Origin of the sequence: Edaphobacter bradus, assembly GCF_025685645.1 — a bacterium.
Taxonomy (GTDB): domain Bacteria; phylum Acidobacteriota; class Terriglobia; order Terriglobales; family Acidobacteriaceae; genus Edaphobacter; species Edaphobacter bradus.
On sequence record NZ_JAGSYF010000004.1, the window covers coordinates 1 to 24,851 of the forward strand.

General features: G+C 59.2%; 29 protein-coding genes and 2 tRNA genes. 16 read left to right on the forward strand and 15 right to left on the reverse strand.

Annotated features, from left to right (window positions below; translation table 11 throughout):
- Positions 1-443: 443 nt before the first annotated feature.
- Entirely contained in the window at positions 444-1,157 is a 714-nt protein-coding gene (locus OHL16_RS14930) for a tyrosine-type recombinase/integrase (protein ID WP_263367987.1), read from the forward strand.
- An 83-nt stretch (positions 1,158-1,240) separates the two neighbouring features.
- On the opposite strand, the gene OHL16_RS14935 is transcribed toward OHL16_RS14930, so the two are convergent.
- From OHL16_RS14935 to tyrS, 5 genes are all read right to left on the reverse strand, one after another.
- Positions 1,241-1,317, reverse strand: a tRNA-Pro gene (locus tag OHL16_RS14935).
- Positions 1,318-1,405: 88 nt separating this feature from the next.
- Complete coding sequence (locus OHL16_RS14940; RefSeq protein ID WP_263367988.1) at positions 1,406-1,678, reverse strand: oxidative damage protection protein; 273 nt, start codon at positions 1,676-1,678, stop codon at positions 1,406-1,408.
- 73 nt (positions 1,679-1,751) lie between these two features.
- The gene (locus tag OHL16_RS14945) at positions 1,752-4,421 is read right to left on the reverse strand and encodes a ribonuclease R family protein (protein ID WP_263367989.1); all 2,670 of its coding nucleotides are present in this window, start codon (positions 4,419-4,421) and stop codon (positions 1,752-1,754) included.
- Positions 4,422-4,456: 35 nt separating this feature from the next.
- A complete protein-coding gene (locus OHL16_RS14950; RefSeq protein ID WP_263367990.1) occupies positions 4,457-5,293 on the reverse strand; it encodes a hypothetical protein in 837 nt (278 codons plus the stop codon).
- A 92-nt stretch (positions 5,294-5,385) separates the two neighbouring features.
- Positions 5,386-6,642, reverse strand: a complete 1,257-nt coding sequence (tyrS, locus tag OHL16_RS14955; RefSeq protein ID WP_263367991.1) for a tyrosine--tRNA ligase — start codon at positions 6,640-6,642, stop codon at positions 5,386-5,388.
- Positions 6,643-6,955: 313 nt separating this feature from the next.
- Here tyrS and OHL16_RS14960 point away from each other — a divergent pair, with 313 nt between their 5' ends.
- Positions 6,956-7,384, forward strand: a complete 429-nt coding sequence (locus tag OHL16_RS14960; RefSeq protein WP_263367992.1) for a DUF2256 and DUF3253 domain-containing protein — start codon at positions 6,956-6,958, stop codon at positions 7,382-7,384.
- 64 nt (positions 7,385-7,448) lie between these two features.
- Here the strand turns inward: OHL16_RS14960 and OHL16_RS14965 are convergent, their stop codons facing one another.
- On the reverse strand, positions 7,449-8,003 hold the full coding sequence (locus tag OHL16_RS14965) for a YybH family protein (RefSeq protein ID WP_263367993.1): 555 nt from the start codon (positions 8,001-8,003) through the stop codon (positions 7,449-7,451).
- 231 nt (positions 8,004-8,234) lie between these two features.
- Entirely contained in the window at positions 8,235-9,248 is a 1,014-nt protein-coding gene (locus OHL16_RS14970) for a VTT domain-containing protein (RefSeq protein WP_263367994.1), read from the reverse strand.
- A 117-nt stretch (positions 9,249-9,365) separates the two neighbouring features.
- Between OHL16_RS14970 and OHL16_RS14975 the strand changes: the two genes are divergently transcribed.
- Both OHL16_RS14975 and rpmB read left to right on the forward strand, forming a co-directional pair.
- Positions 9,366-9,806 carry an MmcQ/YjbR family DNA-binding protein gene (locus OHL16_RS14975; RefSeq protein WP_263367995.1) on the forward strand — a complete coding sequence of 147 codons (441 nt, stop codon included), beginning with the start codon at positions 9,366-9,368 and terminating at the stop codon, positions 9,804-9,806.
- A gap of 536 nt (positions 9,807-10,342) precedes the next feature.
- Positions 10,343-10,531: a 50S ribosomal protein L28 gene (gene rpmB / locus OHL16_RS14980; protein WP_263367996.1), complete on the forward strand. Its 189-nt coding sequence runs from the start codon at positions 10,343-10,345 to the stop codon at positions 10,529-10,531.
- Between the two features lie 114 nt (positions 10,532-10,645).
- Here rpmB and msrB read toward each other — a convergent pair whose 3' ends face one another.
- Positions 10,646-11,056 (reverse strand): peptide-methionine (R)-S-oxide reductase MsrB, encoded by a 411-nt coding sequence (msrB, locus tag OHL16_RS14985; protein ID WP_263367997.1) that lies wholly within the window; start codon positions 11,054-11,056, stop codon positions 10,646-10,648.
- Between the two features lie 34 nt (positions 11,057-11,090).
- Entirely contained in the window at positions 11,091-11,498 is a 408-nt protein-coding gene (locus tag OHL16_RS14990; RefSeq protein ID WP_263367998.1) for a RidA family protein, read from the reverse strand.
- A 129-nt stretch (positions 11,499-11,627) separates the two neighbouring features.
- On the opposite strand from OHL16_RS14990, the gene OHL16_RS14995 reads away from it, so the two are divergent.
- The 4 genes from OHL16_RS14995 to OHL16_RS15010 all read left to right on the forward strand — a co-directional run bounded on the left by OHL16_RS14995 (position 11,628) and on the right by OHL16_RS15010 (position 13,714).
- Entirely contained in the window at positions 11,628-12,062 is a 435-nt protein-coding gene (locus OHL16_RS14995; RefSeq protein ID WP_396127206.1) for a YidB family protein, read from the forward strand.
- Between the two features lie 77 nt (positions 12,063-12,139).
- Entirely contained in the window at positions 12,140-12,532 is a 393-nt protein-coding gene (locus OHL16_RS15000) for a LysM peptidoglycan-binding domain-containing protein (RefSeq protein ID WP_263368000.1), read from the forward strand.
- A 178-nt stretch (positions 12,533-12,710) separates the two neighbouring features.
- Positions 12,711-13,064, forward strand: coding sequence for a YXWGXW repeat-containing protein (locus OHL16_RS15005; RefSeq protein WP_263368001.1), 354 nt, complete (start codon positions 12,711-12,713; stop codon positions 13,062-13,064).
- Between the two features lie 227 nt (positions 13,065-13,291).
- Positions 13,292-13,714 carry a hypothetical protein gene (locus tag OHL16_RS15010; protein ID WP_263368002.1) on the forward strand — a complete coding sequence of 141 codons (423 nt, stop codon included), beginning with the start codon at positions 13,292-13,294 and terminating at the stop codon, positions 13,712-13,714.
- 131 nt (positions 13,715-13,845) lie between these two features.
- Here OHL16_RS15010 and OHL16_RS15015 read toward each other — a convergent pair whose 3' ends face one another.
- Positions 13,846-14,244 carry a VOC family protein gene (locus OHL16_RS15015; RefSeq protein WP_263368003.1) on the reverse strand — a complete coding sequence of 133 codons (399 nt, stop codon included), beginning with the start codon at positions 14,242-14,244 and terminating at the stop codon, positions 13,846-13,848.
- A 104-nt stretch (positions 14,245-14,348) separates the two neighbouring features.
- Between OHL16_RS15015 and OHL16_RS15020 the strand changes: the two genes are divergently transcribed.
- Positions 14,349-16,520, forward strand: a complete 2,172-nt coding sequence (locus OHL16_RS15020; RefSeq protein WP_263368004.1) for a prolyl oligopeptidase family serine peptidase — start codon at positions 14,349-14,351, stop codon at positions 16,518-16,520.
- A gap of 176 nt (positions 16,521-16,696) precedes the next feature.
- The gene (locus OHL16_RS15025; protein ID WP_263368005.1) at positions 16,697-16,879 is read left to right on the forward strand and encodes a hypothetical protein; all 183 of its coding nucleotides are present in this window, start codon (positions 16,697-16,699) and stop codon (positions 16,877-16,879) included.
- On the opposite strand, the gene OHL16_RS15030 is transcribed toward OHL16_RS15025, so the two are convergent.
- The 3 genes from OHL16_RS15030 to OHL16_RS15040 all read right to left on the reverse strand — a co-directional run bounded on the left by OHL16_RS15030 (position 16,876) and on the right by OHL16_RS15040 (position 18,614).
- A complete protein-coding gene (locus OHL16_RS15030) occupies positions 16,876-17,559 on the reverse strand; it encodes a phosphoribosylanthranilate isomerase (protein ID WP_263368006.1) in 684 nt (227 codons plus the stop codon). The genes OHL16_RS15025 and OHL16_RS15030 overlap by 4 nt on opposite strands.
- Positions 17,560-17,562: 3 nt before the next feature.
- Positions 17,563-18,369, reverse strand: a complete 807-nt coding sequence (gene trpC / locus OHL16_RS15035) for an indole-3-glycerol phosphate synthase TrpC (protein WP_263368007.1) — start codon at positions 18,367-18,369, stop codon at positions 17,563-17,565.
- A gap of 158 nt (positions 18,370-18,527) precedes the next feature.
- Positions 18,528-18,614, reverse strand: a tRNA-Leu gene (locus tag OHL16_RS15040).
- A 204-nt stretch (positions 18,615-18,818) separates the two neighbouring features.
- Here OHL16_RS15040 and OHL16_RS15045 point away from each other — a divergent pair.
- On the forward strand, positions 18,819-19,082 hold the full coding sequence (locus OHL16_RS15045; protein WP_263368008.1) for a hypothetical protein: 264 nt from the start codon (positions 18,819-18,821) through the stop codon (positions 19,080-19,082).
- An 18-nt stretch (positions 19,083-19,100) separates the two neighbouring features.
- Here OHL16_RS15045 and OHL16_RS15050 read toward each other — a convergent pair whose 3' ends face one another.
- A complete protein-coding gene (locus OHL16_RS15050; protein ID WP_263368009.1) occupies positions 19,101-19,688 on the reverse strand; it encodes a response regulator in 588 nt (195 codons plus the stop codon).
- A gap of 321 nt (positions 19,689-20,009) precedes the next feature.
- Between OHL16_RS15050 and infC the strand changes: the two genes are divergently transcribed.
- From infC to OHL16_RS15075, 5 genes are all read left to right on the forward strand, one after another.
- Positions 20,010-20,588 carry a translation initiation factor IF-3 gene (infC, locus tag OHL16_RS15055; protein ID WP_263368494.1) on the forward strand — a complete coding sequence of 193 codons (579 nt, stop codon included), beginning with the start codon at positions 20,010-20,012 and terminating at the stop codon, positions 20,586-20,588.
- Between the two features lie 346 nt (positions 20,589-20,934).
- On the forward strand, positions 20,935-21,105 hold the full coding sequence (locus tag OHL16_RS15060) for a hypothetical protein (protein WP_263368010.1): 171 nt from the start codon (positions 20,935-20,937) through the stop codon (positions 21,103-21,105).
- A 66-nt stretch (positions 21,106-21,171) separates the two neighbouring features.
- Positions 21,172-21,342: a hypothetical protein gene (locus tag OHL16_RS15065; protein ID WP_263368011.1), complete on the forward strand. Its 171-nt coding sequence runs from the start codon at positions 21,172-21,174 to the stop codon at positions 21,340-21,342.
- Positions 21,343-21,401: 59 nt separating this feature from the next.
- A complete protein-coding gene (locus tag OHL16_RS15070; protein WP_263368012.1) occupies positions 21,402-21,572 on the forward strand; it encodes a hypothetical protein in 171 nt (56 codons plus the stop codon).
- A 138-nt stretch (positions 21,573-21,710) separates the two neighbouring features.
- The gene (locus OHL16_RS15075; RefSeq protein WP_263368013.1) at positions 21,711-22,613 is read left to right on the forward strand and encodes a hypothetical protein; all 903 of its coding nucleotides are present in this window, start codon (positions 21,711-21,713) and stop codon (positions 22,611-22,613) included.
- A 100-nt stretch (positions 22,614-22,713) separates the two neighbouring features.
- Here the strand turns inward: OHL16_RS15075 and OHL16_RS15080 are convergent, their stop codons facing one another.
- Positions 22,714-24,621 (reverse strand): 30S ribosomal protein S1, encoded by a 1,908-nt coding sequence (locus tag OHL16_RS15080; protein WP_263368014.1) that lies wholly within the window; start codon positions 24,619-24,621, stop codon positions 22,714-22,716.
- Positions 24,622-24,851: the final 230 nt, after the last annotated feature.

Genomic DNA, 24,851 nt, shown 5'->3' on the forward strand with positions numbered 1-24,851 from the left:
CAAGGAAGAGTTCGACTTGCGCTCGACGCCTTCTGCCACCCGAAATTCACGTCAAGTCTCACTCGTTCAACCGGAGGGAACAGGCAAAAAGCGCTCATTGAACCCGACTCTGCTCGTTCCGAGGATTAGTAACGACAAACCCGTTCGTGTTGAGTGAGGCGTTACTTATTAGGTCCGCAGTCCCATTTTCCAGAGTGCCAGCAACTTATCTGCGGCTAGCCCAGAGATGTTCTGATCCTTGGTTCTGCATTTGCGCCGAAAGGCTGCCAGTTCTACAAGCCCTGAGGATTCCGATAGCTTTTCAAAGAGCCGTGGATGCACTCGGCGGATATACGACCTCATGGCGCGGTCGTGAATGCCAAATCTAAACGGAATCTGCTGGCAACGCTTCAGCGATGTCCAGAAACTCAAGTCAGGACACCCGATATAAGACCAAAGGTGTCATGAGCATCTTGTTCCAACATGCGATGAGGTATGAATGGGCGACAACCAACCCCATTCGACTTGTCCGGCAGAGTGCTCTGCCGCTACAGGAAGAGATTGTTTTGGAACCTGTAGAGATTGCAGCACTCCTCGCGGAACTTCGTGACCCTTTCCGCACCCTCATCCTATTAGCATCCGTCACTGGACTGCGGCGAGGAGAGTTGTTCGGGTTGAAATGGGAGGACGTGGACTTCCACGAGGCAGAGATAAGAGTTGTTCGGTCAGTGGTGGATCAGGTCGAGGGACCACCGAAGACTCTAGCCTCACGTCGCCCACTGCCCTTGTCTCCCGAGTTGGCCGCGTCTCTTGAGAACTGGAAGAAGCAAACCAGCTACTCCGGCTCTGAAGACTGGGTGTTTGCTAGCCCACTTGCCCTTGGCAGAAAACCCTACTGGCCGGATGCCGTGCTCAAGCGGCACATCTTTCCAGCAGCGGTAAGGGCAGGGATCACGAAGCGGATAGGCTGGCATAGCTTCCGGCGAACGCTCGCAACCTTGCTGCAATCCTCGGGAGCGTCGGTAAAGACGACGCAAGAGCTTATGCGTCACTCTTCACCCGTGATGACCCTTGGAACGTATGCCAAGGCAGTGACAGCAGACAAGCGACACGCTCAAGACGCTATCGCTGCTTTGTTTGTAGGGAAGGCGGGTAACGCATCTATTGCTCAATCATGAGGTAACGAAGCCATTGGACCTTTATTGGACCTTCGCTTCAGCTTACTGGACCCAAATTACCGAGCTAACTGATTGAAAATAAATGGTCGGGACGACTAGATTCGAACTAGCGACCTCACCCACCCCAAGGGTGCGCTCTACCAGGCTGAGCCACGTCCCGACTTTGTTGGCGCGCCGTCCAGGGTGGACGACGCCGGGGTCATTTGCAGAATTCAGTTTACCACTAACCGGCCTGTTCGAGCCGGAGCCTACTGCGCAGGCGGGACGTACTCCTTCGGCAGTGCGCCGCCCTCGCCGAAGAAAAACTCGTTCATCTGCTCCACCAGAAACTCCTGTGCCTCGCGCGTCCACGGCTGCAGCCGGTACTCGTTCAGCAGCATCTTCTGGCGCTCCACCCACTCGCCCCAGGCCTTCTTCGAGACGTTCTTGTAGATCTTCTGGCCAAAATCAGAGTCGAACGGAGGCTCATCCAGCCCCTCCATCTCCGCCTTGTACTTCGTGCAAAACACCATGTGTGCCATTCGTGCGAATTAACTCCTTTAGGAACTTTAATTTTACGATGTTCCGCCATAATCTGCCCGGAGGCAGCCTCAATCAGCGCTGCTTGCCCTTTGCCTTCTTGTTGCGCGTTCGCGTCTTCGCCTTGGACTTCGGCCTCGGCTTCGCGGGCCGAACCTCGTCACCGTCGCGCGGCGCCTTCTTCGATCTCCGGAGCGACCGCGGTGCATTCGCATCGTCGTACTCGCTAGGCAGCAGGGCAAACTGCAGCCGGCGCTGCTGCCGGTCGATCCGGTCCAGCAGCACGCGAACCCTTTGGCCCATCCTGAAGACGCGCCCGTTCCGCGCACCCACGATCTGCCGGTCCGTATCGCGAAAGACGTAGCGGTCGTCCATCAGCGTGCCAATCGGCACCAGACCCTCGATGAACAGCTCGTTCAGCTCCACGAAGAAGCCGTACTTTGTGCACGAGAGGATGATCGCGTCAAAGTCCTCGCCGACGCGATCCTGCATGAACTTGATCTTCTTCCACTCGATCAGCTCACGCTCCGCGTCATCGGCGCGCCGCTCTGCCTCGCTCGACTCCCGCGCAATCGCCTCCAGCTCGTCTTCCGGCAATGGCCCGTCGTCTTCATGCCGCGCCGAATGCGTCGCAGCCTTCCCGCCCCAGGGCTGAGGCTCACTGCTTAGAATCGCTGCACCCCGCGGGTCTGCGCCTGCATGCAGCAGTTCGCGCAGCAGCCGATGCACAATCAGGTCCGGATAGCGCCGAATCGGCGACGTGAAGTGCGTGTAGCTCGGCGACGCCAGCGCGAAGTGGCCGACATTCTTCTCGCTGTACCGAGCCTGCTTCAGCGACCGCAGCATCAGGTACGCCAGAATCCGCTCCTCCGGCTTGCCCGCAATCTTAGCCGTAAGCCGCTGGTACATCTGCGGAGTCACGGCAATCGACTCGGCCACCTCATGCACCTTCGCCGCGCGCCCGCTGCCACGCGACTCCCTGCGGTCGGCCTTCATCTGCACACGCCGGACGGGAAGGTTGCCAAGGCCCAGCGTCTGACCGAACTGCGCCGCCGTCTCCTCAAACTCCACAATGCGCTTCGGATCAGGAGTCTCGTGAATCCGGTAGATTCCCGGAATCTCCTGCGCTTCGATCCAGTGCGCGACGCACTCGTTAGCCGACAGCATGAACTCCTCGATCAGCCGGTGCGACCAGCCGCGCTCCGACCGCACAATCGCCTCCATGTTCCCATCCGGGTCGAAGAGGATCACTGGCTCCGGAAGGTCGAAGTCAATCGACCCGCGCCGCTTCCGCTTCGCATTCAGCTTCAGCGCCAGTTCATGCATCCGCTCGAACTCCGGCACCAGTTCCATGAACTCTTCGCGCACGGCTGCATCGCCGTCTAGGATCGCCTGTACCTGCGTGTACGTCATGCGACGGGCGCTGCGAATGATGCCTTCGCCGACCGCATATCCCAGCACCTCGCCGCGGGCGTCGATCTCCATCACGCAGCTCAGCACCAGCCGGTCCTCATTCGGCCTCAGGCTGCACATATCGCTTGAAAGTTCCTGCGGCAGCATCGGAACCGCGCGGTCTGGAAAGTAAACCGAAGTCCCGCGCAGTCGCGCCTCCAGATCGAGCGTTGTCCCCGGCCTCACATAGTGGCCCACATCGGCGATGTGCACCTGCAGCTCCCAGTTGCCGTTCGCAAGCGGTCGAACCAGGACAGCATCGTCGAAGTCCCGTGCCGTCTCGCCGTCGATCGTCACAATCGGAAGCCCGCGAAAGTCCTGCCGCCGCGCTCGCTCGCTCTCACTCAGCGTCGCAACCGTCCTCTTCGCCGCATCCTCGGCCTCCACGAGCACATTCGCCGGAAACACATGCGGCAGACGATGCTTGCGAATCACGATCTCGACATCCACCCCAAACGCATCCGGAGGCCCCAGCACCTCGATCACTCTCCCACGCGCAGGCCGGCCCGGAGCAGGGAAGTCCATGATCTCGACATCGACCGCCAGACCCTCCAGTGAATCCTCATCGCCCGCATTCCACGCAAAGCCGCGACGGGCCTCGTCACCAAGCACACGATGCGGAGTCCCCAGCGGCGTCGCGACAACCTCCGCGCTCTCAGGAATCAGGATCGCCCCACCGCCTGGCGAGCCAGCCATCCGCTCATCGAGCGGAGTTACATAGTTTCCGCGTAGCAGTGTGTTCTCCCACGGACTCTGCCGATGCGTCCGCGCGTAGTGAAAGATCCCCACCACAGTAGGATTCCGCCGCGTCAGTACCCGCGCCACGCGTCCCGAACGCCTGCCATCGCGCCCGCGCTGCGCCTCGTCGACCAGCACCTCGTCGCCTTGCATTGCACCGTTCAGCTCATTCGGCGGAATGAAGATGTCGTCCTCGCGCCCTGCGCCATCGTTCGGCCGCACAAACGCATACCCATCGCGATGCAGATCGATCTTTCCCGCCACCAGCCGGTCGCGCGTCGTGCGAAATCCATCGCCCGCATCGCTCGCTGACGAACGTACCCGAGCCGTCTTCTCCGGAGCGGCCGAAGGGAGCGCCCACTGTTCGCGGTCCAGCTTCACCAGTGCACCTCGCGCCGTCATACGCGCAAGCTGCTCCAGCAGCAGCCTGCGCTCGCGGCCTCCACCCAGCCCAAGCTCGCGAATTAGCTGCTTGTACCCTGCGCGTTGTCCCGCCGAGCGCTCAATGCGCTGCAGCAGTTCGCGATCTGTCTGTTGATATGGATGTCCCGGCATTCCACCAAGAATAGCGCGTCGGAGTGGCCCCTACGTCACCGCTGTGCCGAAAGCGACGTCGGCTCTGCCTTCAGCATAGTCGCCGCCTGCTGCAGCGTCGTCGCGGGAGGCGTGGGCCTGAACTCGCTCTTCACCTCATCCTCCTGCTCGCTGATGCTCTTGAACAGCAGCGCTCGTCCGTTGATGTGCACATGCGACTCCGTAATCTGCCACACCCCGGGAGCAAGCTCGCGCCGCTCCACGTTGAACGTGCCGCCCTCATTCATCCTGCCCAGCAGGCCAAAGCCGAACTTCACGTCGTGGATCAGCCGGCCTTTGATCGTCTGAAGCCGATTCTGCGTCTTGTCCACGACAATCTCGCCCGCCATCGCCGCAAACACACGTGCCTCCATGCTCGGCGGGCTGAAGTCAGGATTCGGCGTGAAGCCCAGCGTCACCGCCTGAGGCGTCTCGCTCTTCACCGTCCACAAAAAGGCATCCGGCAGCATGCGCAACATATTCTCCGCGCGCTTGTCGTCCTGTTCGCTGTCTTTGTGCTGCTTCGCCTGCAGGCCCGGATCGTTCACAAACGACCTTATCCGTTCATCCTCCGCGCGAAGCTCATCCGGACTCAGTGGCCGCCCATTCGCCCGCAGCTTCTTCTTCACCGAACCATGGTCCGTCTCGACGACATGGTACAGCGCCTCGCCGTCAGGCTTGCGGTCCAGGTCGCGATACTGCCAGCGCGAGTGGTCATCACGATCGGCGACAAGCTCCGTCTGCACCGCCGTTCGCACGATCGCCTGGGCCTTCGCGTCCTGTCTCTGTTGCGCGTGCAGCAAGACCGGGAGAAAACAGGAAGCTAAACCAAATACAATCCAACCGGTTCGCATCGGGCTATCAGACTCCTCAAAACCGCTGCCTCTTGGATGCACTTTACCGCACTTTGTCACTATCCGCCCGTAAATCTTGCATTCCCCGCAAGTTACTCTACCCACTCCACGCGAACACTCCGCTTGCCCAGCCGCAGGATCGGGCTTTCACCCAGCGCGTTCCGGCTCAACAGCTTCCCGTTGAACTTCTCTCCATTCACGCTCACCGCGTTCTCCGTCAGCTTGCGCGTCGCCTCACCCGCCGACGCCGCCAGCCCAGCAAGATGCAGCAGTTTCGCCACCTTCAGCGCAGCGCCGTCGTCCGTTGCAGCCATCAGACCCTCCGCATTGAGCGGGATATGCACTACCGGAACATGCGTCGCCACGCCCTTTTGCTGAAACTGCGTCGCCCAGCCCTCCGCCGCAGCATCGGCCTCAGCCTGCGAGTGGAAGTCCGTTGTAATCGCATGCGCCAGGTTCTTCTTTGCCTGCATCGGATGCAGCCTTCCGCCCGCGACATCCTCCTGCATCGCGGCAATCTCCGACCCGCGCAGATCTGTCAGCAGCGTCCAGTACTTCCACATTAACTCGTCGGAGATCGACATCAGCTTCCCGTACATCTCCGCCGCCGGCTCATGAATCCCAATCGCGTTCCCCAGCGACTTCGACATCTTCTGCACGCCGTCCAGACCCTCAAGGATCGGCGTCATCAAAATAATCTGCTGCGGCTGGCCAAAGTGCCGCTGCAGATCGCGCCCGCGCATCAGGTTGAACTTCTGGTCGGTCCCGCCCAGCTCGACGTCCGCGCTTAGAGCGACGCTATCGTACCCCTGCGCAATCGGATAGATCATCTCGTGCAGCGAGATCGGCTGCTCCTCATTGAACCGCTTATGAAAGTCCTCGCGCTCCAGCATCTGCGACACCGTGAACTGCCCCAGCAACTTCACCATGTCGTAGTAGCTCAGCTTATCCAGCCATTCGGAGTTGTACCGCACCTCCGTCTTCACCGGGTCCAGAATCTTGAACACCTGCTCCTTGTACGTCTCTGCGTTCGCCGCAATCTGCTCCGGAGTCAGCGGCTTCCGCGTCACATTCCGCCCGGTCGGGTCGCCAATCAGCGCCGTAGAGTCGCCAATCAAGAAAATAACGGTGTGCCCCAGGTCCTGAAAGTGCTTCAGCTTCCGGATCAGCACCGTATGCCCCAGGTGCAGGTCCGGAGCCGTAGGATCAAACCCAGCCTTGATCCGCATCGGACGACCCGAAGCAATCGACTGCGTGATGCGCTCTTTCAGAGCCTCCAGCGGAACAATCTCCGCCGCACCCTTGGTAATAAGGTCAAGCTGATCTTCAAGCGAAGGAAACGTAGACATATCTCTCAAGTATAAAGACATCGAAAGAGCTCGAACGTCCACAAGTTAGTGAGCTTTACGACCTTGCTAAGGTAGGCAATCGCGCAGAGCGCGATCCGCTGTTGCCTTTGCTGTTGCTTGTTTCACGTTGTCATTCTGAGCAGCAGCCTACCCTGAGCGTAGTCGAACGGGAAGAACCCCCGCATTTTGCCAGAAGCGCCACAAATGTCGTAAGTAAAGTAAGGTCTGGAGAGCTAGCGCCGTCGTCTGTCGGAGTAGCCGAAATCTACTATGAGCAAATCGGTACACCAGCGCAGGCTCTTTAGTTGACTTCATGCCCGACCGCAAACCCAAACCGGACCGCCCCACTCCACACAAGGAAAAGCTCTGCAAGACCTGCAAGCGCCCATTCCATTGGACCGAGCAAAACGCCCGCGACTGGGACATCCTCAAATACTGCAGCGAAGCCTGCAGCGGCTACCACCCCGGCGAAAAAGACGCCGCCCTCGAAGCCGCCATCCTTGAGCTCCTGGCCGAACGTGATCCAGGCAAAACCATCTGCCCCTCCGAGGCCGCGAAACTGGTAGCCGGCAACGCCCGCGAAAAATCCCACTCGGCCCGCCGCGACTGGGAGTCCCTCGTGGAGCCCGCCCGCGCCGCCGCCCGCCGCCTCGTCGCCCAGGGCCGCATCCTCATCACGCAGCACAACCGCCCCGTCGACCCCGCCACCACAAAGGGCCCCATCCGTTTACGACTCCGCTAAAGCAAGATCTCTCGACAAGGCGGGTGCCCTATTCTTCGCGGATACTGACTTGCTCCCGACTCTCTTACTTCTTCTTCATATTCTTCGAAGCCGGAGCCTCAGGCACCGCCACCGGCAAGTCAGAGTTCCACGTATCCTGCACGGCCTTCCACTTGCCGTCCGCCTGCTTCTTCCATACGCATAGATACTTGCCGCGGTCAGAGACTGGTTTGCCCTGGGCATCCTGCATCGTCAGCGAATACGTCCCCATGGTGTAGGCAATATCGCCAGAAGCCGCGGCCTCCGCCTTCGTTGTCTGCCACGAGACGTTTCTCCCCGGCCCCACCATCCCGGCCCACCCAGCACGAATCGCCTGTTTATCCGTGAGCATCGGTCCATTCGGCGGCAATACAACAGCATCATCGCTGTAGTACGAGACCGTACCATCCACATCATGCGCGGCAGCAGACTTGGACCACTGCGAGTCAAGATCCCGAATCGCCTGCGCATCCGCCGCCCGCGTATCCGCCGGGGCCTGCCGATTGCATCCCGCGCCAAACACCAGCGCCGCAAAACACCCGCACAAAGCCGCCCCCAGAACCATCTTCGATCCCTGTCTCATTTCGCGACGAATCGTCATTTGTAGTTCCTCCGGCCATGCAAACTACCACAGCCCGGCCTTCGCAGTCAGAACAAATTACGCCGCGCGCGCACCCAAAGCACGGGTGCCCCATCGTTCGCAGCTTCATCGCGAATCGGGGTCCCCAGTGAGCTTGCTCACTGGGGTGAGGAAGGGTGGGAAAGCAAACCACCCACCCAGCCCCAACCTCGCCGTTGCCTTTGTCTTTTCCCTGAGCCCTAAGCCCTATACTCACCCGCCTACACCCGAAGCCGGAAGCGGCTGCCATTCCGGAGACATCTCGACCCCCAGTCGCGTCAGCTCCGTCCGTGGATCGGCAAACTGATCACTCAGTGGAAAACCGCGGGCCTTCCACGCCTCCAGACCGCCCGCCAGAACATGGACACGTTGAAGTCCGTGCTTACGCATCGCCGCCGCCACACGCGCGCTCACGAAGCTATTCTGGGAGCGGCAGTAGACCACCATGTCAACGTCGTCGGGCACACGGAAATGCTTCTTGCGCCGAATCTCGTTTGGAACGAGGCGCACTGCTCCCGGGATTCCGGACACTCCCTGAGGATCTTCCTCGAAGCGCAGCAGGTCGATGATGGCGATCTTATCGCCGTGATTCAGCCGTTCTTTCAGTTGTTCCGGAGTGATCTGCAGATGTTGAAGCGATTGAATCATTCGCACGAGCGGCACAAGCTTCCAGACGAAAAGCAGCACGAGGGGAACGCCGAACGCCAAAGTCAATGCAGTGGCGTAGACCGAGATATAACGCTCAACCCTGTACAGGCTCTCCGCGAAGAGAAAGCCGCAACTGATGTATGCGCCCGCCCAAAGTAATGCGCCTCCGCAGTCATGAACCAGGAAGGCCGTTCGCGAAGCTCCCAGCATCCCGGCCAGCGGGGGAGTGATGCCATCGAGGCCTGGAAAGAATTTGGCAATCAGAAGAAGCCGAACTCCCCTCTTCTCGAAGGCTGCCCTCCCACGTCGAATGCAGTAACTGGGGTCGTTCGCCAGAGTGCATAGCAATCGCACCACCCGCTTACCGCTTACACGGCCAGTTTCGAACCAGACTAGGTCAGCCAGAACACATCCCAGGATAGCCACCAGCAGAATTCCGACGTAGCTCAACTTGCCGGAGCCTGCCAACGTTCCTCCGGACAGGAGAAACAGAATAGCCGGAACCGGAAGCCAGAGCTGACGTGCGAGGACCGCAATAAAAATGATGGGATAGGTGATGTGGGCCAGATAGTAGTTCATACACATCCTGCCGCTGAAATTTCTTGGCCTGCCAGCTAAGTTTTCCGCGCCTCACTTCTCCATTTCGAAACGCGCGTGAAATGTTCAAATTGCCTCTCATACTTATACTCTCCTCAAATGGACGCCGAGCGCATCCGAGCCTTCCTCCTCACCCTCCCCCACGTCGCCGAGACCATGCAGTGGGGAGCCAACCTCGTCTTCTGGGCCGGAGACAAAGCCATCGGCGGCAAGATGTTTGCCCTCGTCAACCTCGATAGCGACGATCGACACGGAGCCGTCATCTCCTGGGCCGCCGGCCCCGAGCGCTACTCTGAACTCCTCGAACTCGATGGCCTCTTCCCCGCGCCCTATCTCGCCCGAGCCCACTGGGTCGCCGCCCAACGCTGGGACGTCTTCAGCCCCGCCGAGTGGCAGCACGAACTCACCCAGGCTCACCGGCACATCTTCAACAAACTCCCACCCCGCACCCGCGCCGTCCTCGCCATGCCCACCCGCGAGCGCAACCGCCTCATCGCCGACCGCAAGCGCCTCCTCAAATCCCAGGGCCGAATCCGCTAAACGCCTGTTCACGCTCACCGAATGACCTTGGTTGTCATTCCGACCGGAGCGCAGCGGAGTGGAGGAATCTGCTTTTTTCCAAGGCAAAAATCCTGTCAAGCCCCCAAACCAACTAAGTCACTCAAACAAAACGACATGCAAGTGGCAGAGTAGTTTCCTCCATTTTGCTAAAATGAAATCACAGGAAACGAGAGGGCCCCGGAATCAACCGGGGCCCTCACTTTTCCCCCCGTAAACCGCCTGTTTTCAATATTTTAACCCATAAATCCTGAAGAATGAATATTTTACGAAGAGTAAATCGAATAAGATATTGAATAAAAACCACTTATATCAAAGGTGAGGGGGAGGGGGTACCCATTAGAATGGTCCCAATTGAGCCTGCCGCCTCAGCGTGGTACGATAGAAAATCGGCAGACTACCGGGCACACCGGTAGAGGCCAGCGGATTTCCGCTCTTGCCTGCCACCTCCTGACATAAGCGCGGTTTTTTATCGCACCTCAGGATGTCTCTGCGATTCAAGATTGGAGCTCTTCGTCATGGCACAAGTATGTGAATTCTGCGGCAAGGGACCGCAGTTCGGAAACAACATCTCGCACGCCCACAACACCACCCGCCGTCGGTGGAACGTCAACCTGCAGGCCGTCAAGGCTGTCGTCAACGGTGCCAGCAAACGCGTGCGCGTCTGCACCAGCTGCATCAAGACCGGCAAGATCGTAAAGGGCTAAGCCAGGAAGTTCAGAGAAACAGAAACGCCCCATCGGCATCGCAGCCGAGTGGGGCGTTTTCCTGTCTTTCCAATTGTTTCATTCGCGCCGATCCGCGTTTAATCCGCGGTCGTCTTATTGCTTCTCGAATCCCAGCGAAGCGCTGTTGATGCAGTAGCGCATTCCAGTCGGTCGCGGCCCATCGGGGAAGACGTGTCCCAGGTGCGCGCCGCACTTCGCGCAGGTCACCTCGATCCGCTTCATGCCATGCGTGTTGTCTTCGTGCGCTTCAATCGCCTCTGCTGAGATCGGCAGCCAGAAGCTAGGCCAGCCGCTGCCGGACTCGAACTTCTTGTCCGACGTAAACAGTGGAGCGTTGCACGCCGCGCAGTGGTAGACACCAGTCTCGTGGTTATCCAGCAGAGCGCCGGTGAAGGCCCGCTCCGTGCCTTTCTCGCGCATGATGTGGAACTGCTCGGGCGTCAGCAACTCGCGCCACTCCGCCTCGGTCTTGTGGATCTTTTCAGCCCTTGTCGTCTCAGCCATTTGTCCCTCCTCGGATTAGATGCGGAGGCGCGAACTACGCTCCGGCTTCCTTGGCGATGACCTCAATCTCTACCAGCGCGTCCTTCGGCAGCGCCGCAACGGCGACGGTCGAGCGGGCCGGGGGAACGACTCCATCCGGAGCGAGGTACTTCGCATAAATCTCGTTCATCGCGGCGAAGTCGCCCATGCTTTTTAGAAAGACGGTCGTCTTGACCACATGCACAAGGTCGAGTCCAGCCTCGGCCAGTACGGCCTTCACGTTCTCGAGTACCCGTATGGTCTGCTCCTTGACGCCTCCGGCGACGAGCTGGCCGGTCGCCGGATCCAACCCTACCTGTCCGGAGGCAAACAGCGTGTCTCCCACGCGTACGGCCTGCGAGTAGGGGCCAATGGCGGCCGGAGCTTCTTTAGTCGAAATTGCAGTCTTATTCTGAGTTCCCATATCCGCAAGTCTATCGCTGAACGCTCGGCAAAGCACAGAGTCGGGCGCAGAGAGTTGCGGCAACCCGAAAGCCAGGACTTCGCTTCCAAGTGAAGACTCACAGCAACACAGGCCCCAAAACGCAGGACATTGATTCAACCCCGAGGTGACATAATGGGAATTCTCGATTCGCTTCAGTCTCTAGCAGGACAAGCCGGCGATGCTGCGCAAACAGACAACGCAAAGGTCGCAGGCGGTCTCATTCAGGCCCTTACGTCGCATCCGGAAGGCATTCAGGGCATTCTTAACAGCCTGACCGCGAATGGCATGGCGCAGCACGTCAGCGACTGGGCCAAAGGGCAGGGAACAACGGCCACACCAGAGCAGGTCCAGCAGGGTCTGGGCGGTTCGGGCTTCCTCGAGAAGATCGCCGAGCACGCCGGAGTCTCTCCAGCCGTTGCGACGACGGCGCTTGCCACAATCCTTCCAATGGCGATCCAGCAGTTCGCGCCTAACGGACAGGCGACCGAACAGAGCGCGCTTGGCGACCTTGCTAAGCAATTCCTTGGGAAGCTCGTCTCCTAGGCGCTGGCTGTCTCAGGTTTGTCTCTAACGAACGCAAACATCACAACAGGTTGGCGCGAGCCAATCGGAGGAACAACATGGCTAATCTCGAACAATTGAAGCAGAAGTATAGCCCCGTTATTTCAACGATCCAGGAGTTTGGCGAGTTCGGGGCCAAGCTCGATGCAGTGGATCTCGCCGGAGAGCAGTTGCACATCAAAGGGTCCGTCCCTTCACAGGTAATCGCGAACCGCGTCTGGGATGTGATCAAGCAGGTCGATCCCACCTACTCCGATCTGAAGCACGAGATCGCGACAACGGGCGGAGCGGACCAGCCGTACACGGTCAAGGCCGGCGACAGCCTCTCGAAGGTGAGCAAGCTGTTCTACGGAAACGTCAACAAGTACAACGAGATCGCGCGGGCCAATGGAATCTCTGACCCGAACCTGATCCGGGTTGGACAGCGGATCAATGTTCCGCCTCTGAGCTGACCTCACCTTTTCCAGAAAAAGCCGCGGCGTCCTGCCGCGGCTTTCTGTTGTTTTTGGTAGCGTCAGAATCGCGCAATCCGTGTTCCTTCCTTTGGGCTAGGGCAAATCAAGAGACACAGCCCGGTACGACGAGATGGCATTCAGATCAGGCAGCAACACAGTACTGGAGACTAAAACGATGAAAGCAAAATGGTTGTACGGCGGTATTCTGGCTTCGGCATTTGCGACTCCAGCATTTGGACAGGTGTCATTCGGCGTCACCATAGGTACTCCTCCGCCTCCGCTGCGTTATGAGGTACGCCCGGCGATTCCCGCACCGGGCTATGTCTGGCAGAGCGGCTACTGGGTGATTCGCGGCCACCGCTGGGTCTGGGTTCCGGGCGTGTGGGTGCAACCCCCTTATCCGGGAGCGTATTGGTCCCATCCCCACTACGACCGCTATTCCGACGGCTGGCATGTGCATGAGGGCCACTGGGACCGCGAGGACCACGACGACCATTATTGGGAGAACCATGGCCATCACGAGAGATAAGAATGGGAGGCCCGGCTTCGGTCGGACCCCTTTGCTTCTCGGCTGATATCAACCAGATGCGCAGCGTTCTGGCGGCTCAGTTGCAACAATTATCTGTAGCAGACACGTAATCAATAATTTAGCTGCCGTCTGTAGAAAATTGCACCGTACACCCGGAGAATTTTACCCAGTCTTCGAACGATGTTTCCGGGGCGGACGTCAGGCAAAATAAAGAAAGAAGGATAAGGATGAAAGCAACCTGGTTCCTCAGCACAGTACTGGCTGCCTCGGCGCTATCGGCTCCCGCATTCGGGCAAGTCTCAATTGGCGTCACCATCGGTACACCACCTCCGCCAATTCAATACGAGGTCGCTCCTCCGCCTCCTCAAGTGGGTTATGTTTGGATCGGTGGCTACTGGACGCCCAATGACGGCCGCTATGTTTGGTATCCGGGACGCTGGGTGCGGCCGCCCTACGAAGATGGGGAGTGGCGCGCGGCGCGGTGGGAGCACGGCGATCATGGCTGGCGCTACCGCGAGGGATACTGGGCTCATCATGACAACGGTCGTCACGAGGGTTGGGGCCACCACGGCGACTGGGACGATGAGGACGGCGACCATCACGGTCATGGTCATGCCTACGGTCATTACAAGCATGGCCACGACGATTAGCTGGTGAGGCTGTACCGCGGAGATTAACGAAACAAGGGAGCGGAAATTCGCTCCAGAGAGGCCCGGTTCCGACCGGGCCTCTTCTCATGAAAGGTGCTTATCTTCTCTTCGCAAGGGATACGCAAATGTGATTAGGCCAGATTAAGTTGCCACGAGACGCCGTAGCGATCGCTGACCCACGCGAATTTGCGGCTGAAGCCGTAGTCGTCGAGCGGCATGAAGGTACTTCCGCCCTCCGAGAGTGCCGAGGAGAGCCGGACGATCTCGCCCTCCGATTCGCAGTTAACAAAGAGCGAGAACGCCGGTGTGAAGGAGAATCCATGCTTGACGATGCTGTCGATGCAGAGGATTGTCTGGCCGCCGATGGAAAAGCTCGCACGCATCACCGAGCCTTCTTTTCCCGCCTCGTCAGGACCGTAGCGAAGGATCTCGAGGACCTGTGCGCCATCGAACAAGGAGACGTAGAAGTTCATCGCCTCTTCGGCTTTACCTTCAAACATGAGAAACGGCTGAACCCTGGTATTTGCCATTCTGTCCGCGCTTTCGTCCGGGTTGAGTCTTACCGCAAGCGATGAGGGTTGCGGTGAGCTATAGTCCGATTAACTACCTTACCTCCTGCTGAGGTTGTTGCGAGATGACACTGATGAAGATTGCTGCTGCTGCCCTGCTCTCTGCCGATATGACGATGAACGCAAGCGCCGCCGAGAAGGGAACTCTGCTGAATTACCCCAAAGCTCATACGGTCGAGCAAGTGGACGACTACTTCGGCACAAAGGTGCATGACCCGTATCGCTGGATGGAGAACGTGGACTCGCCTGAGGTGAAGAGCTGGGTCGAGGAAGAGAACACGCTGACGCAGAGCTGGCTGAACCAGGTTCCCGGACGCGAGGCGATGCACCGGCGAATGATGGAACTGGTGAACTTCGAGCGCTACACGGCTCCGGTGCGCAAGGGCGCGCGCTACTTCTACTCGCACAACAAAGGGCTGCAGAACCAGAACGTCCTGTACTGGCAGGAGGGCCTGAACGGCGAGCCGAAGGTGCTGCTCGATCCCAACACAATGTCCGCCGATGGCACGGTAGCGTTGAGCGGGATGAGCGTCACCGACGACGGCAGGCTCGCGGCCTACTCGATCGCCGACGCCGGCAGCGACTGGGTGAAGTGGTATGTGCGCGACGTGGCGACGGGGAAGGACCTGACGGACGTCATCGAGTGGTCGAAGTTCAGCTCGGCCTCGTGGCTCAAAGATGGGTCTGGGTTCTTTTACGAGGGCTACGACAAGCCCGGGGCTGACGCGCTGAAGGCGGCCAACTACTATCACAAGATCTTCTTTCACAAGCTGGGCACGCCGCAGAGCGACGACAAACTCATCTTCGACCGCCCGGACGACAAAGAGATGAACCTCGGCGCCGCAGTGACCGACGACGGGCGCTACCTGCTGATCTTTGAGAGCAAGGGCGCGAGCCCAGATAACGCGCTGGTGATCAAGGACCTCATGCATCCCGAGGTGCCTGTGATTACCATTGCGGCGACGCCCGATGCGCACTACTCCCCCATCGACAATGATGGCACGACGCTCTGGATGCACACGACGAAGGACGCACCTAACGGAAGGGTCGTCGCGGTCGACCTGAATCATCCTGATCGCGCGAACTGGAAGACAGTGATCGCGGAGACGAAGAATTCGCTCGACAGTGTGACGATGGTGAACGACACGCTGATCGCCAACTATCTGGCCGACGCCCAGAGCATGGTAGAGCTGCACACGCGCGACGGCAGACTGCTTGAACGGCTCGTGCTGCCGGCGATCGGGACGGCGGTGGGTTTCGTTGGCAAGCGCACCGACAACGAGACATTCTTCCAGTTCACGAACTTCACGACGCCGCCGACGATCTACCGGCTCGACATGAAGACGCGCACCGAGACGATCTACAGGCAGCCGAAGCTGAAGTTCGACCCGAACGAATACGAGACCACGCAGGTCTTTTATACGGGCAAGGATGGCACGCGCGTGCCGATGTTCATGAGCCACAAAAAGGGACTGAAGCTTGACGGCACAGCGCCGACGCTACTGTACGGATACGGCGGCTTCAACCTCTCGCTGCAGCCGGAGTTTTCCGCCGCGAACCTGCTGTGGATGGAGATGGGGGGCGTGTACACACAGCCCAGCCTGCGCGGCGGCGGTGAGTACGGCGAGGCGTGGCATCTGGCAGGCACGAAGCTGAACAAGCAGAATGTCTTCGACGACTTCATCGCGGCGGCCGAGTGGCTGATCGCGAATAAGTACACCTCGACGCCGAAGCTGGCTATCTCAGGCGGCAGCAACGGCGGGCTGCTCGTCGGGGCGTGTGAGATCCAGCGGCCTGACCTGTTCGGCGCAGCACTGGCGGCGGTGGGCGTGATGGACATGCTGCGATTCGACAAGTTCACCATCGGGTGGGCCTGGAAGACGGACTACGGAGCACCGTCGGAGAACGAGGCTGAGTTCCGGGCGATCTACAAGTACTCGCCGCTCCAGAACCTCAAGCCCGGCGTCGAGTACCCTCCGACCCTGATTACGACGGCGGACCACGACGATAGGGTCTTCCCGGCGCACAGCTTCAAGTTCGCCGCGGCGATGCAGGCGGTACAGGCCGGTCCGAATCCAGTGCTGATTCGCGTGGAGACGAGAGCTGGCCACGGCGGTGGGATGCCGTTGTCCAAGCGCGTGGAGCTGGCTGTCGACCAGTTTGCGTTTCTGGTGAAGGAGTTGAAAATGCATCCGGTTCTACGGGATCAGTCACTTTCGGGGACGTCCGGGGAGTGACCAGAGAGTTTACCCGAAGGGTTGATTCGTACTGACGGAACCTGTTTTGGGCCATACTAACCCCGTATCCCGTTCGCGATGTGGAGGCGTGTCTCTGCTGCAGGGGCAGACGGTGATTTTTGAATCCGAAGCCACTTCCGCCGCGTCCTATAAAACGAAGCGAGCGAAACACTTCTATGAGACGGAAGACACTCATTGCGATGTTGTTGGCACTGACGCCGGGACTGGCCTTCGCCAACTCGAAGACGTCCAGTGTGCATATGCGGCCGCAACTGTTCCATGACCGCTCTCCGAGGATTCACTCCCACGCGGCGCAGCCTCACCACGTCTCCGCTGTCGCGGTTCGTGCCGCGAGCTAACCTGGAACGCGACGCGGCTCCCGCGCATTCCTGAGAAAAGCAGCGAGTTTGTCCGGGCTTTTGCGGCCAGGCTCGGCCTCGACGCCGCTGGCAACATCGACTCCCCAGGGATCAAGCGCCTGAATCGCCTCAGCGATGTTTTCCGGACGTAGTCCTCCGGCGACGATCAGCTTTAGGCTGCCAGCGTTGGCCGCGAGCACCGCGCGCGCAGCGCTCCAGTCGAAGGAGACACCGGTCCCTCCCAGAGCCGCACCAACTTTTGAGTCCACAAGAACACGATCGACCACACCAGCAGCCGCAATCTCGCGAAGCTGACGGGCCACCTCACCCGCGCTCTCACCGCTCGCATCGACGATCCAGTGGATGGTCTGGATGAGCGTGATACCGCTGCCGAGGCGCGCTCTCAGTCTTGCGGCGAGCGCGGGATCAACTCCGCCGTGAAGCTGCACGCCGCTGAGGCCCGCCTGCTCGATGGTGCGAACGATATCGTCCTCGTCGCGGGTGTGAAAGACACCGACGCGCTCGACGGTCCTGGGCAGATGCGGAGTGATCTGCGCGATCTGTTCCACGGTGACGCGGCGTGAGCTGGGCGCGAAGACGAAGCCGAGAGCATCGGCGCCAAGACTCGCGGCCAACTGCGCGTCCTCAAGATTCGTATTGGCGCAGATCTTGATCCACATGGCTTATTGGTCGATGGAATAGTCGCGATCGAGCAGCGTGGCAAGCGCGGCAGCAGGGTCTGGCTGACGCATGAGCGTCTCTCCGATGAGGAAGGCCTGGTAGCCGGCCTTGCGAAGACGTGCGATCTCGGCGGAGTTGCGAATGCCGCTCTCGGCGACCATCACGGCGTCGGCAGGCTTCCAGAGAGCAAGCTCCAGCGGGAGCTCGGGGTTCATCGCAAAGGTGCGGAGGTCGCGGCTGTTGACGCCGATGAGCTCGAAGCCAAGCGCGACGGCGCGCTCCATCTCAGAGCGGCTGTGCACCTCGCACAGCACGTCAAGACCGAGGGCCTCAGCCTCGTCGGCAAGTGTGGTGAGGACCTTGTCGTCCTTGTGTGCCGCAACGATCAGCAGGATGGCGTCGGCTCCGGAGGCGCGGGCCTCGAGAATCTGGAAGGGGTCGAGAATGAAGTCCTTGCGCAGGCAGGGAATCTGAACGGCATTCGAGGCCTCTTCGAGGTTGGCAAGCGAGCCTTGGAAGAACTCCTCATCCGTGAGGACGGAGAGCGCGGCGGCTCCGGCGGCCTCGAGAGCCCTGGCGAGTGCGGCAGGATAGAAATCCGCGCGAATGAGCCCCTTCGAGGGCGAGGCCTTCTTGATCTCCGAGATGATGGCCGGGCCCGTTGCGGCTACAGTGCGCAGCCGCTCGGTGAACCCTCGCGGTGTGTGGGCGGCGGCCTTGCGCTCCAACAGGCCGTAGTCCGCTCCGGCTTTGCGGGCGTTCACCTCCAGCAGCGTATGGGCGAGAATCTGCTCAAGCTGTGTAGGCATGTTCTCCTTAGTCTACCGGTTATGGTCACTCATCTGCCGGTTTTCAGTGGTATGCGGCAGCTATCGTGCTCCAAAGGCGGAGCTTCTGGCGCAAGAGCCTGGCTGAAAAGGCAAAAGGGAGTAACCTGTCCCGGTCGCTCCCTTTTGCTCCAATCCTGTGGTGCCGAAGGGGGGACTCGAACCCCCACACCCTTGCGAGTACATGGACCTGAACCATGCGCGTCTGCCAATTCCGCCACTTCGGCAACGGTCATGAACGCCCCTGCCATGGATGGCCGAAACCGTTAACCGCGAGTCTTTAGTTTTTCAAAGATGCTCTATGATGTCAATTCGCCGAGCTCTCTCGATGCGTGTGGGCAAGGCTATTTGTTAGGTGTTTGGACTTCGGAAAGGAGACCAATTTTGTGACAACGGCGTCTATCTCTAGGAATGAGACCTATTTTCCCAAGATGACCGAACCCAGGAAGAATTCCAATCCAGGCTTGTCCGACAACGAGACGATTCCCGAAGATCTCGCTGTTGAGATTCGCAAGCTGGCACATGAGTTGAGTAATGCCCTTGAGATCATCGTCCAGACCAGCTATCTCCTGGGTACTACCGAGATGAAAGAGCCAGCCACCAATTGGCTGCGCATGATGGACGACGGTGTCCAGAAAGCAATGGACATCAGCCTGACGCTGCGCGGTTTCATCAAGGACCACACCGCAGACTAGAGAGCATGCGCCGATTCGCTACGGCTTTCGACTTGAGAGTTTCTTCCTCATAGTCTTTGCGGCTGCTCTCTGGACCGGCTTCTTCGCGAGTCCGGAGGCTGGAGCCTTCTTCGACGATTTTTTCGCAGACTTGGCGGGTTTGTGAGAGGACTGTGCGGACAGACTGGCGCGCGTCTTCTTCGTAGCCTTCTCAGCAGAGGAGCCTTCGGCCCGGGAAGGACCGGCTGAATTAGCCTTCGCAGCTTCGTGAACTGTCAGCAGATTTTCGATCTGCTCGAGCAGTATGCGCGTGTGCATGGGCTTGACCAGCATCTTGTCGGCTCCCAACTCCTGCCAGTCTTCGTCCGCGAGAGGGAAGGCGCTGAGCAGAGCGACCGCCGGCTGGCAGGCAGCAGCACGCGCAGCCTTGATCACCTCGGCGCCAGAAGCATCGCTCTCCATACGCATGTCGGAGATCACCATGTGGTACTCGTGTGAGCGCAGCTTGAGCTTGCCCTCCCGCGCTGAGGCGGCAGTATCCACGTCAAACCCGCTGATCTCGAGCACCGCCTTCAGAGTCAGCAGAACGGCCACTTCATCGTCCACGAGCAGGATGCGACGCTTCATGCGACTTCCTTTCACACAGTCGTTCCCTCGGGGCGACAAAGCCAATCCCACATGGGGTGAGAACTGTGACGCTCCTTACAATACAGATTTAGAGTCAGATTGGTATATGAGTCAACCAAGCTCGAGTGTGTAAAAAATCCTGGTCTCGGCACACATCGCGTGTTCATCCATTTGCATCTGACGAGGTGCTACACTACAGAGTACGAGCAGCCTGTTGGTCAGGCTGATCCTTAACCCCAAACCCAAAATGCATAGCGAGCCAGTGAGCCGCTGTGGAGGCGACCTATTCCACCGATCGATAAGCGTTCTGCCAAGTCATTCATCCGTACCAACGAACGTATCCGCGCACGCGAAGTCCGCGTGATTGACGAGAACGGAGAACAGCTTGGAGTAATGGCCCCTTTTGAGGCGCTGAAGATTGCACGTGAGCGCTCGCTCGATCTGGTTGAGATCTCGCCCAACGCCGTCCCCCCGGTGTGCAAGATTCAGGACTACGGCAAGTTCCTCTACGAGAAGGACAAGAGCGAGCGCGCCGCCCGCAAGAAGCAGAAGGTCATCACCATCAAAGAGGTTAAGTTCTCCGTCACGGTGGATGAGCACGACTACCAGACGAAGAAGAACCAGGCGATCCGCTTTCTGGGTGATGGTGACAAGGTCAAGGCCTCGCTGCGCTTCAAGGGCCGCCAGATGGCGCACCGCGATCTGGGCTACAAGATCATCAACCGGCTGATTATGGATGTCGGAGAGGCCGGATTGGTGGAGTTCATGCCTCGCATGGAAGGAACCACCCTGCATGCGATCCTAGCGCCAGCCAAGAAATCTGAGGCTGCTCCGAAGAAGCCTGCGGGCAAGCCGGGCGACGCCCCGGCAAGTCAGGCCCCCACAGCAGCGCAGGCCTGACCTTCAGGAAGCAGCGTGGCTTCCCGCTAAAACTCACTCCTAATCTCTTGTCAGCGCTTCAGGCGAAGCGCGCGCTTCCGTGCGTTTCAAAATGGGATCTTTAAGCCTCTTTGCAGGATTTTTCCCTGAAAAGTCCTGCCAGGATCACCATTACTGCCTGTGCGCTCCCCTGTCGGTGACCCAAAAAACAGGGTACGTAATGGTTACCTCAGTAACAAACGATGTTTAATACTTTCCTATATATCTCATTCTAATGGACTTACGTTCCGCATCATTTTATTGTCTTCCTATCTGGCGTGTCCAGAGAAATCTTCAGTCAGTAAATACAACTTTTGGGGTAATAACCATGAAGGTAATCATCCGCGCAGTCGTCGTCGCCCTCGTTCTTACCGGAGCCATTGCATCCACTCAGGTCTCCTCGGCCTCCACCAAGACCGTTGCCATCGCTAAGACCAGTGCTATGCCGATTCCTGTGTGCGCTCCCGACGATCCGAACGCGTGTGGATTGGGCAGGTAACTTTCCACCGCCCGTCAAGTTTCCGTAGGTATCTGGTAACCGATTTATTTACAAAAGGATAAATACATGAAGCACATTGTTCGCGCCACCGTCATCGCCCTCGTACTCACCGGTGCAGTTGCCACCACGCACGCCTCCTCGGCCTCCACCAAGACTGTGGCTGTCGCCAAGACCAGCGCGATGCCGATCCCTGTGTGCGCTCCCGACGATCCGAACGCCTGCGGATTGGGCCGATAGTCAGCCGACCAGTCTCTGGATTTCTCTTGTAACAGCTTTATTTTCATAAGGATAAATCAGTGAAGCACATCGTACGCGCTACCGTCGTCGCCCTCGTCCTCACCGGTACAGTTGCCTCCACGCATGCGTCCTCAGCTGCGACTAAGACTGTGGCTGTCGCCAAGACCAGCGCGATGCCGATCCCTGTGTGCGCTCCCGACGATCCGAACGCCTGCGGGCTCGGTAGGTAGCTGAGATTTAGTTCCGGCAAAGCGTGAAACAGGCGCTTCGGGTTAGGTGCTGCAGAATTTTGCATAGTTTTGCAAATAAAGGGTTGTATCCGCTTCGAGGATAGGCTAGCCTGACTGCTAGTCGAACGAGGACGGACCATGACCCAAAGCTTCCTGATCAATACGCTTTGCTATCTGGAACCGATTTTGTGTGCAGTTGCCCTTGTGATGCTGCTGCGTAGTAAGGCGGCCAGCAAGTTTGCATTTCTCGCAGCGTTATTGTCCGTCAAGATTTTGTCGGGGGCAGCGTGTAATTCGCTCCTCTATCTAGTTGATCGTGGTCTTGAACGCCACCTCGCTTATCAGGCCTACTTCTACATCTACTGGATCAGCTACGCCCTAGAGGCCATTCTTTCTCTTTTGGTCATTTACAGCATCTTCAAGCTGGCGATGGCTCCTCTGAAGGGACTTCAGACATTGGGAATGCTCATCTTCCGCTGGGTTGCGGCGATCTCAATTGCAGTGGCCATCGGTGTTGCAGTCAACCCGCACACCACAGGCACCAAGTTTATGGTGGCGATGGTCACTCAGCTACAGCAGACATCCAGTATTCTTACACTTTGCCTCCTGTTGTTCGTCTGCTTCGCAATTCGCCCGATGGGGTTGTCCTATCGCAGCCGTATCTTCGGAGTCAGCTTTGGGCTCGGCTTGATTGCGACGATCAGCCTGGTCGACTCGGCATGGATCGCACATAGCCACGCAGTGTACTCAACGATCAATATCGTCAACGGGATATCTGTCTGCCTGACGCTCTGTGTCTGGTCGGCGTACTTTGCCTTCCCGGAGCCAAAGCGGCGGTTCGTGGTTCTGCCGACCACGTCGCCCTTCCTTCGCTGGAACCAGATCTCGATGGCCTTGGGCGACGATCCCGGCTATGTGGCGATTGGCGGCATCGCGCCGGAGCTCTTCGCGCCGGCCGAGCTTGAGGTCATGCGCCGCGCCTCCGCAAAGATGACGTCGAATCTCGAAGCACCGAACGCGGTTCAGTCCATCTCGGCATAGAGGCCTTTCAAGCGGAGCTGCCGAGCCAGCCTCATCAGTAATATAGAAACAAGAAGGGCCGCCCAACCGGGCGGCCCTTTGATCTGCTCTTTGAGGAGAGTTACTCGCGCTCAGAGCGCTTCCAGTTGATGAGATCGCCCAGCGTTGTGCTGCTCGACGAGGACGAGGAGCTCTTGTGATCGCGCTCCTTGTAGCTCTCCACTTCGGCGCGGCTGGCCTCTTCGCCGACGGCGCGGATGCTCAGACCGACCTTCTTCTCGTCCTGGTTCATCTTGACGATCTTGAACTCGTGCTCCGAGTCCACATCAAGCTTGACCGGGATGTTGTTCTGGTCGACGGCCTCGGAGACGTGGCACAGGCCCTCGACTCCCTCGGCGATCTCGATGAAGGCTCCGAACTGCGCGGTGCGCAGAACCTTGCCCTTGACGACGTCGCCGACGCGGTGCTGCGCGAAGAACGTCTCCCAGACATCGGGCTGGAGCTGCTTGACGCCGAGCGACAGGCGGCGATTCTCGGGCTCGACACCCAAAACGACTGCCTTGACCTTCTCACCCTTCTTGAGGACCTCGGAGGGGTGCTTGATCCGCTTCGTCCAGCTCAGGTTCGAGACGTGGACGAGACCGTCGATACCGTCCTCGATCTCGATGAAGGCTCCGAAGTCGGTGAGGTTGCGCACGCGGCCTTCGACGACAGCACCTGTGGGGTACTTGTCTTCGAGCTGCTCCCAGGGGTTGTCCTGGAGCTGCTTCATGCCGAGCGAGATGCGGCGGTCGTTCGGGTTGACGCTCAGGATGATGGTCTCAACCTCGTCGCCGGGCTTAACCATCTTCGAGGGGTGCTTCATCCGCTTAGACCAGGTCATCTCTGAGACGTGAACGAGACCCTCGATGCCCTGCTCGAGCTCGACGAAGGCACCGTAGTCTGTCACCGAGAGGACGCGGCCGCGAACGTGCGCGCCGATCGGATAGCGCTCCGTGGCGTCGAGCCATGGATCAGGCGTGAGCTGCTTGAAGCCGAGCGAGACGCGCTGCTTGTCCTTGTCGAACTTCAGAACCTTGACCTGGATCTCGTCGCCGACGTTGACCAGGTCGCGGGGGTGCGTCAGGCGGCCCCAGCTCATATCCGTGATGTGAAGCAGGCCATCGATGCCGCCCAGATCGACGAACGCACCGTAGTCGGTGAGGTTCTTGACGGTTCCGGTCAGAATGTTGCCCTCCTCAAGGGTGGCGAGCGTCACCGACTTGCGGGCGGTCTGCTCCTCCTCGAGGATCTCCTTGCGGCTGATGACGACGTTGCCACGCTTCTTGTTCAGCTTGATGACGCGGACTTCGATCTCGGTGCCGATGTAGCCATCAAGGTTGCGAACGGGGCGAATCTCGACCTGCGAACCGGGGAGAAACGCCTTGATACCGATATCGACGGTGAGGCCGCCCTTGACGCGGCTGAGAACCATGCCCTTGACTGGGATCTTGTCGTTGGCTGCCTGCTCGAGCTTGTCCCAGACCTTGTGGCGGAGAGCTTTCTCATAGCTGACCAGATAGCCACCCTCGGGCTCCTCGCGCTCAACCACGACCTCAACCTGATCACCGGCCTGGAACTTGGGGGCGCCATTGATGTCAAGCACCTGGTCCAGTGGGATCAGGCCTTCCGATTTCAGCCCAATATCGACAACGACGTGTTTGTCGGTAATCTTGACGACGGTTCCCGTAACGATCACCTCTTCGGCGCTCAGGCTCTGAGCGGCGGCGGACTCGGCAGCCTGCTCGCGGTCAAAGTCGGCCAGAGCGGCAGCGAAGTCGGCAGAGTCGTAATCGGGTTCATCGTGGACGGCGGTCGCGGTGGCTGGCTTAGCAGCTTCACCCGATGCCGTGTGGGCGTTCTCGTGCGGTTGGGTTGCGGTGGATTCGGTCGACAGTTCGGTATGCTCCGCTGTCGCTTCGGGCGCTAGGACTTCCAGATCAGTGGTCAGGGGTTTGCTCTCGTGGTGGGGATGAAGGTTGTCTACCATGTGCATGCGGACTCCGGGAACCAAGGCTTCCTTCGATTGCGGGCGATGCTTGCTTCGGGAGCCATCACTGGTTAGATGACTCTGTCCCCGTCGCAGCTTCAGCTGGCAGGAAGGAGTACTTCAACGAGAGGAGCGGCTGCACTTGGTTCCCACACGCAGTGGCTCACCTATTAACGATAGAACTTCGTCTCCCGTACGTCAACCGAACGCCGGTAAACACGAGCATTTTA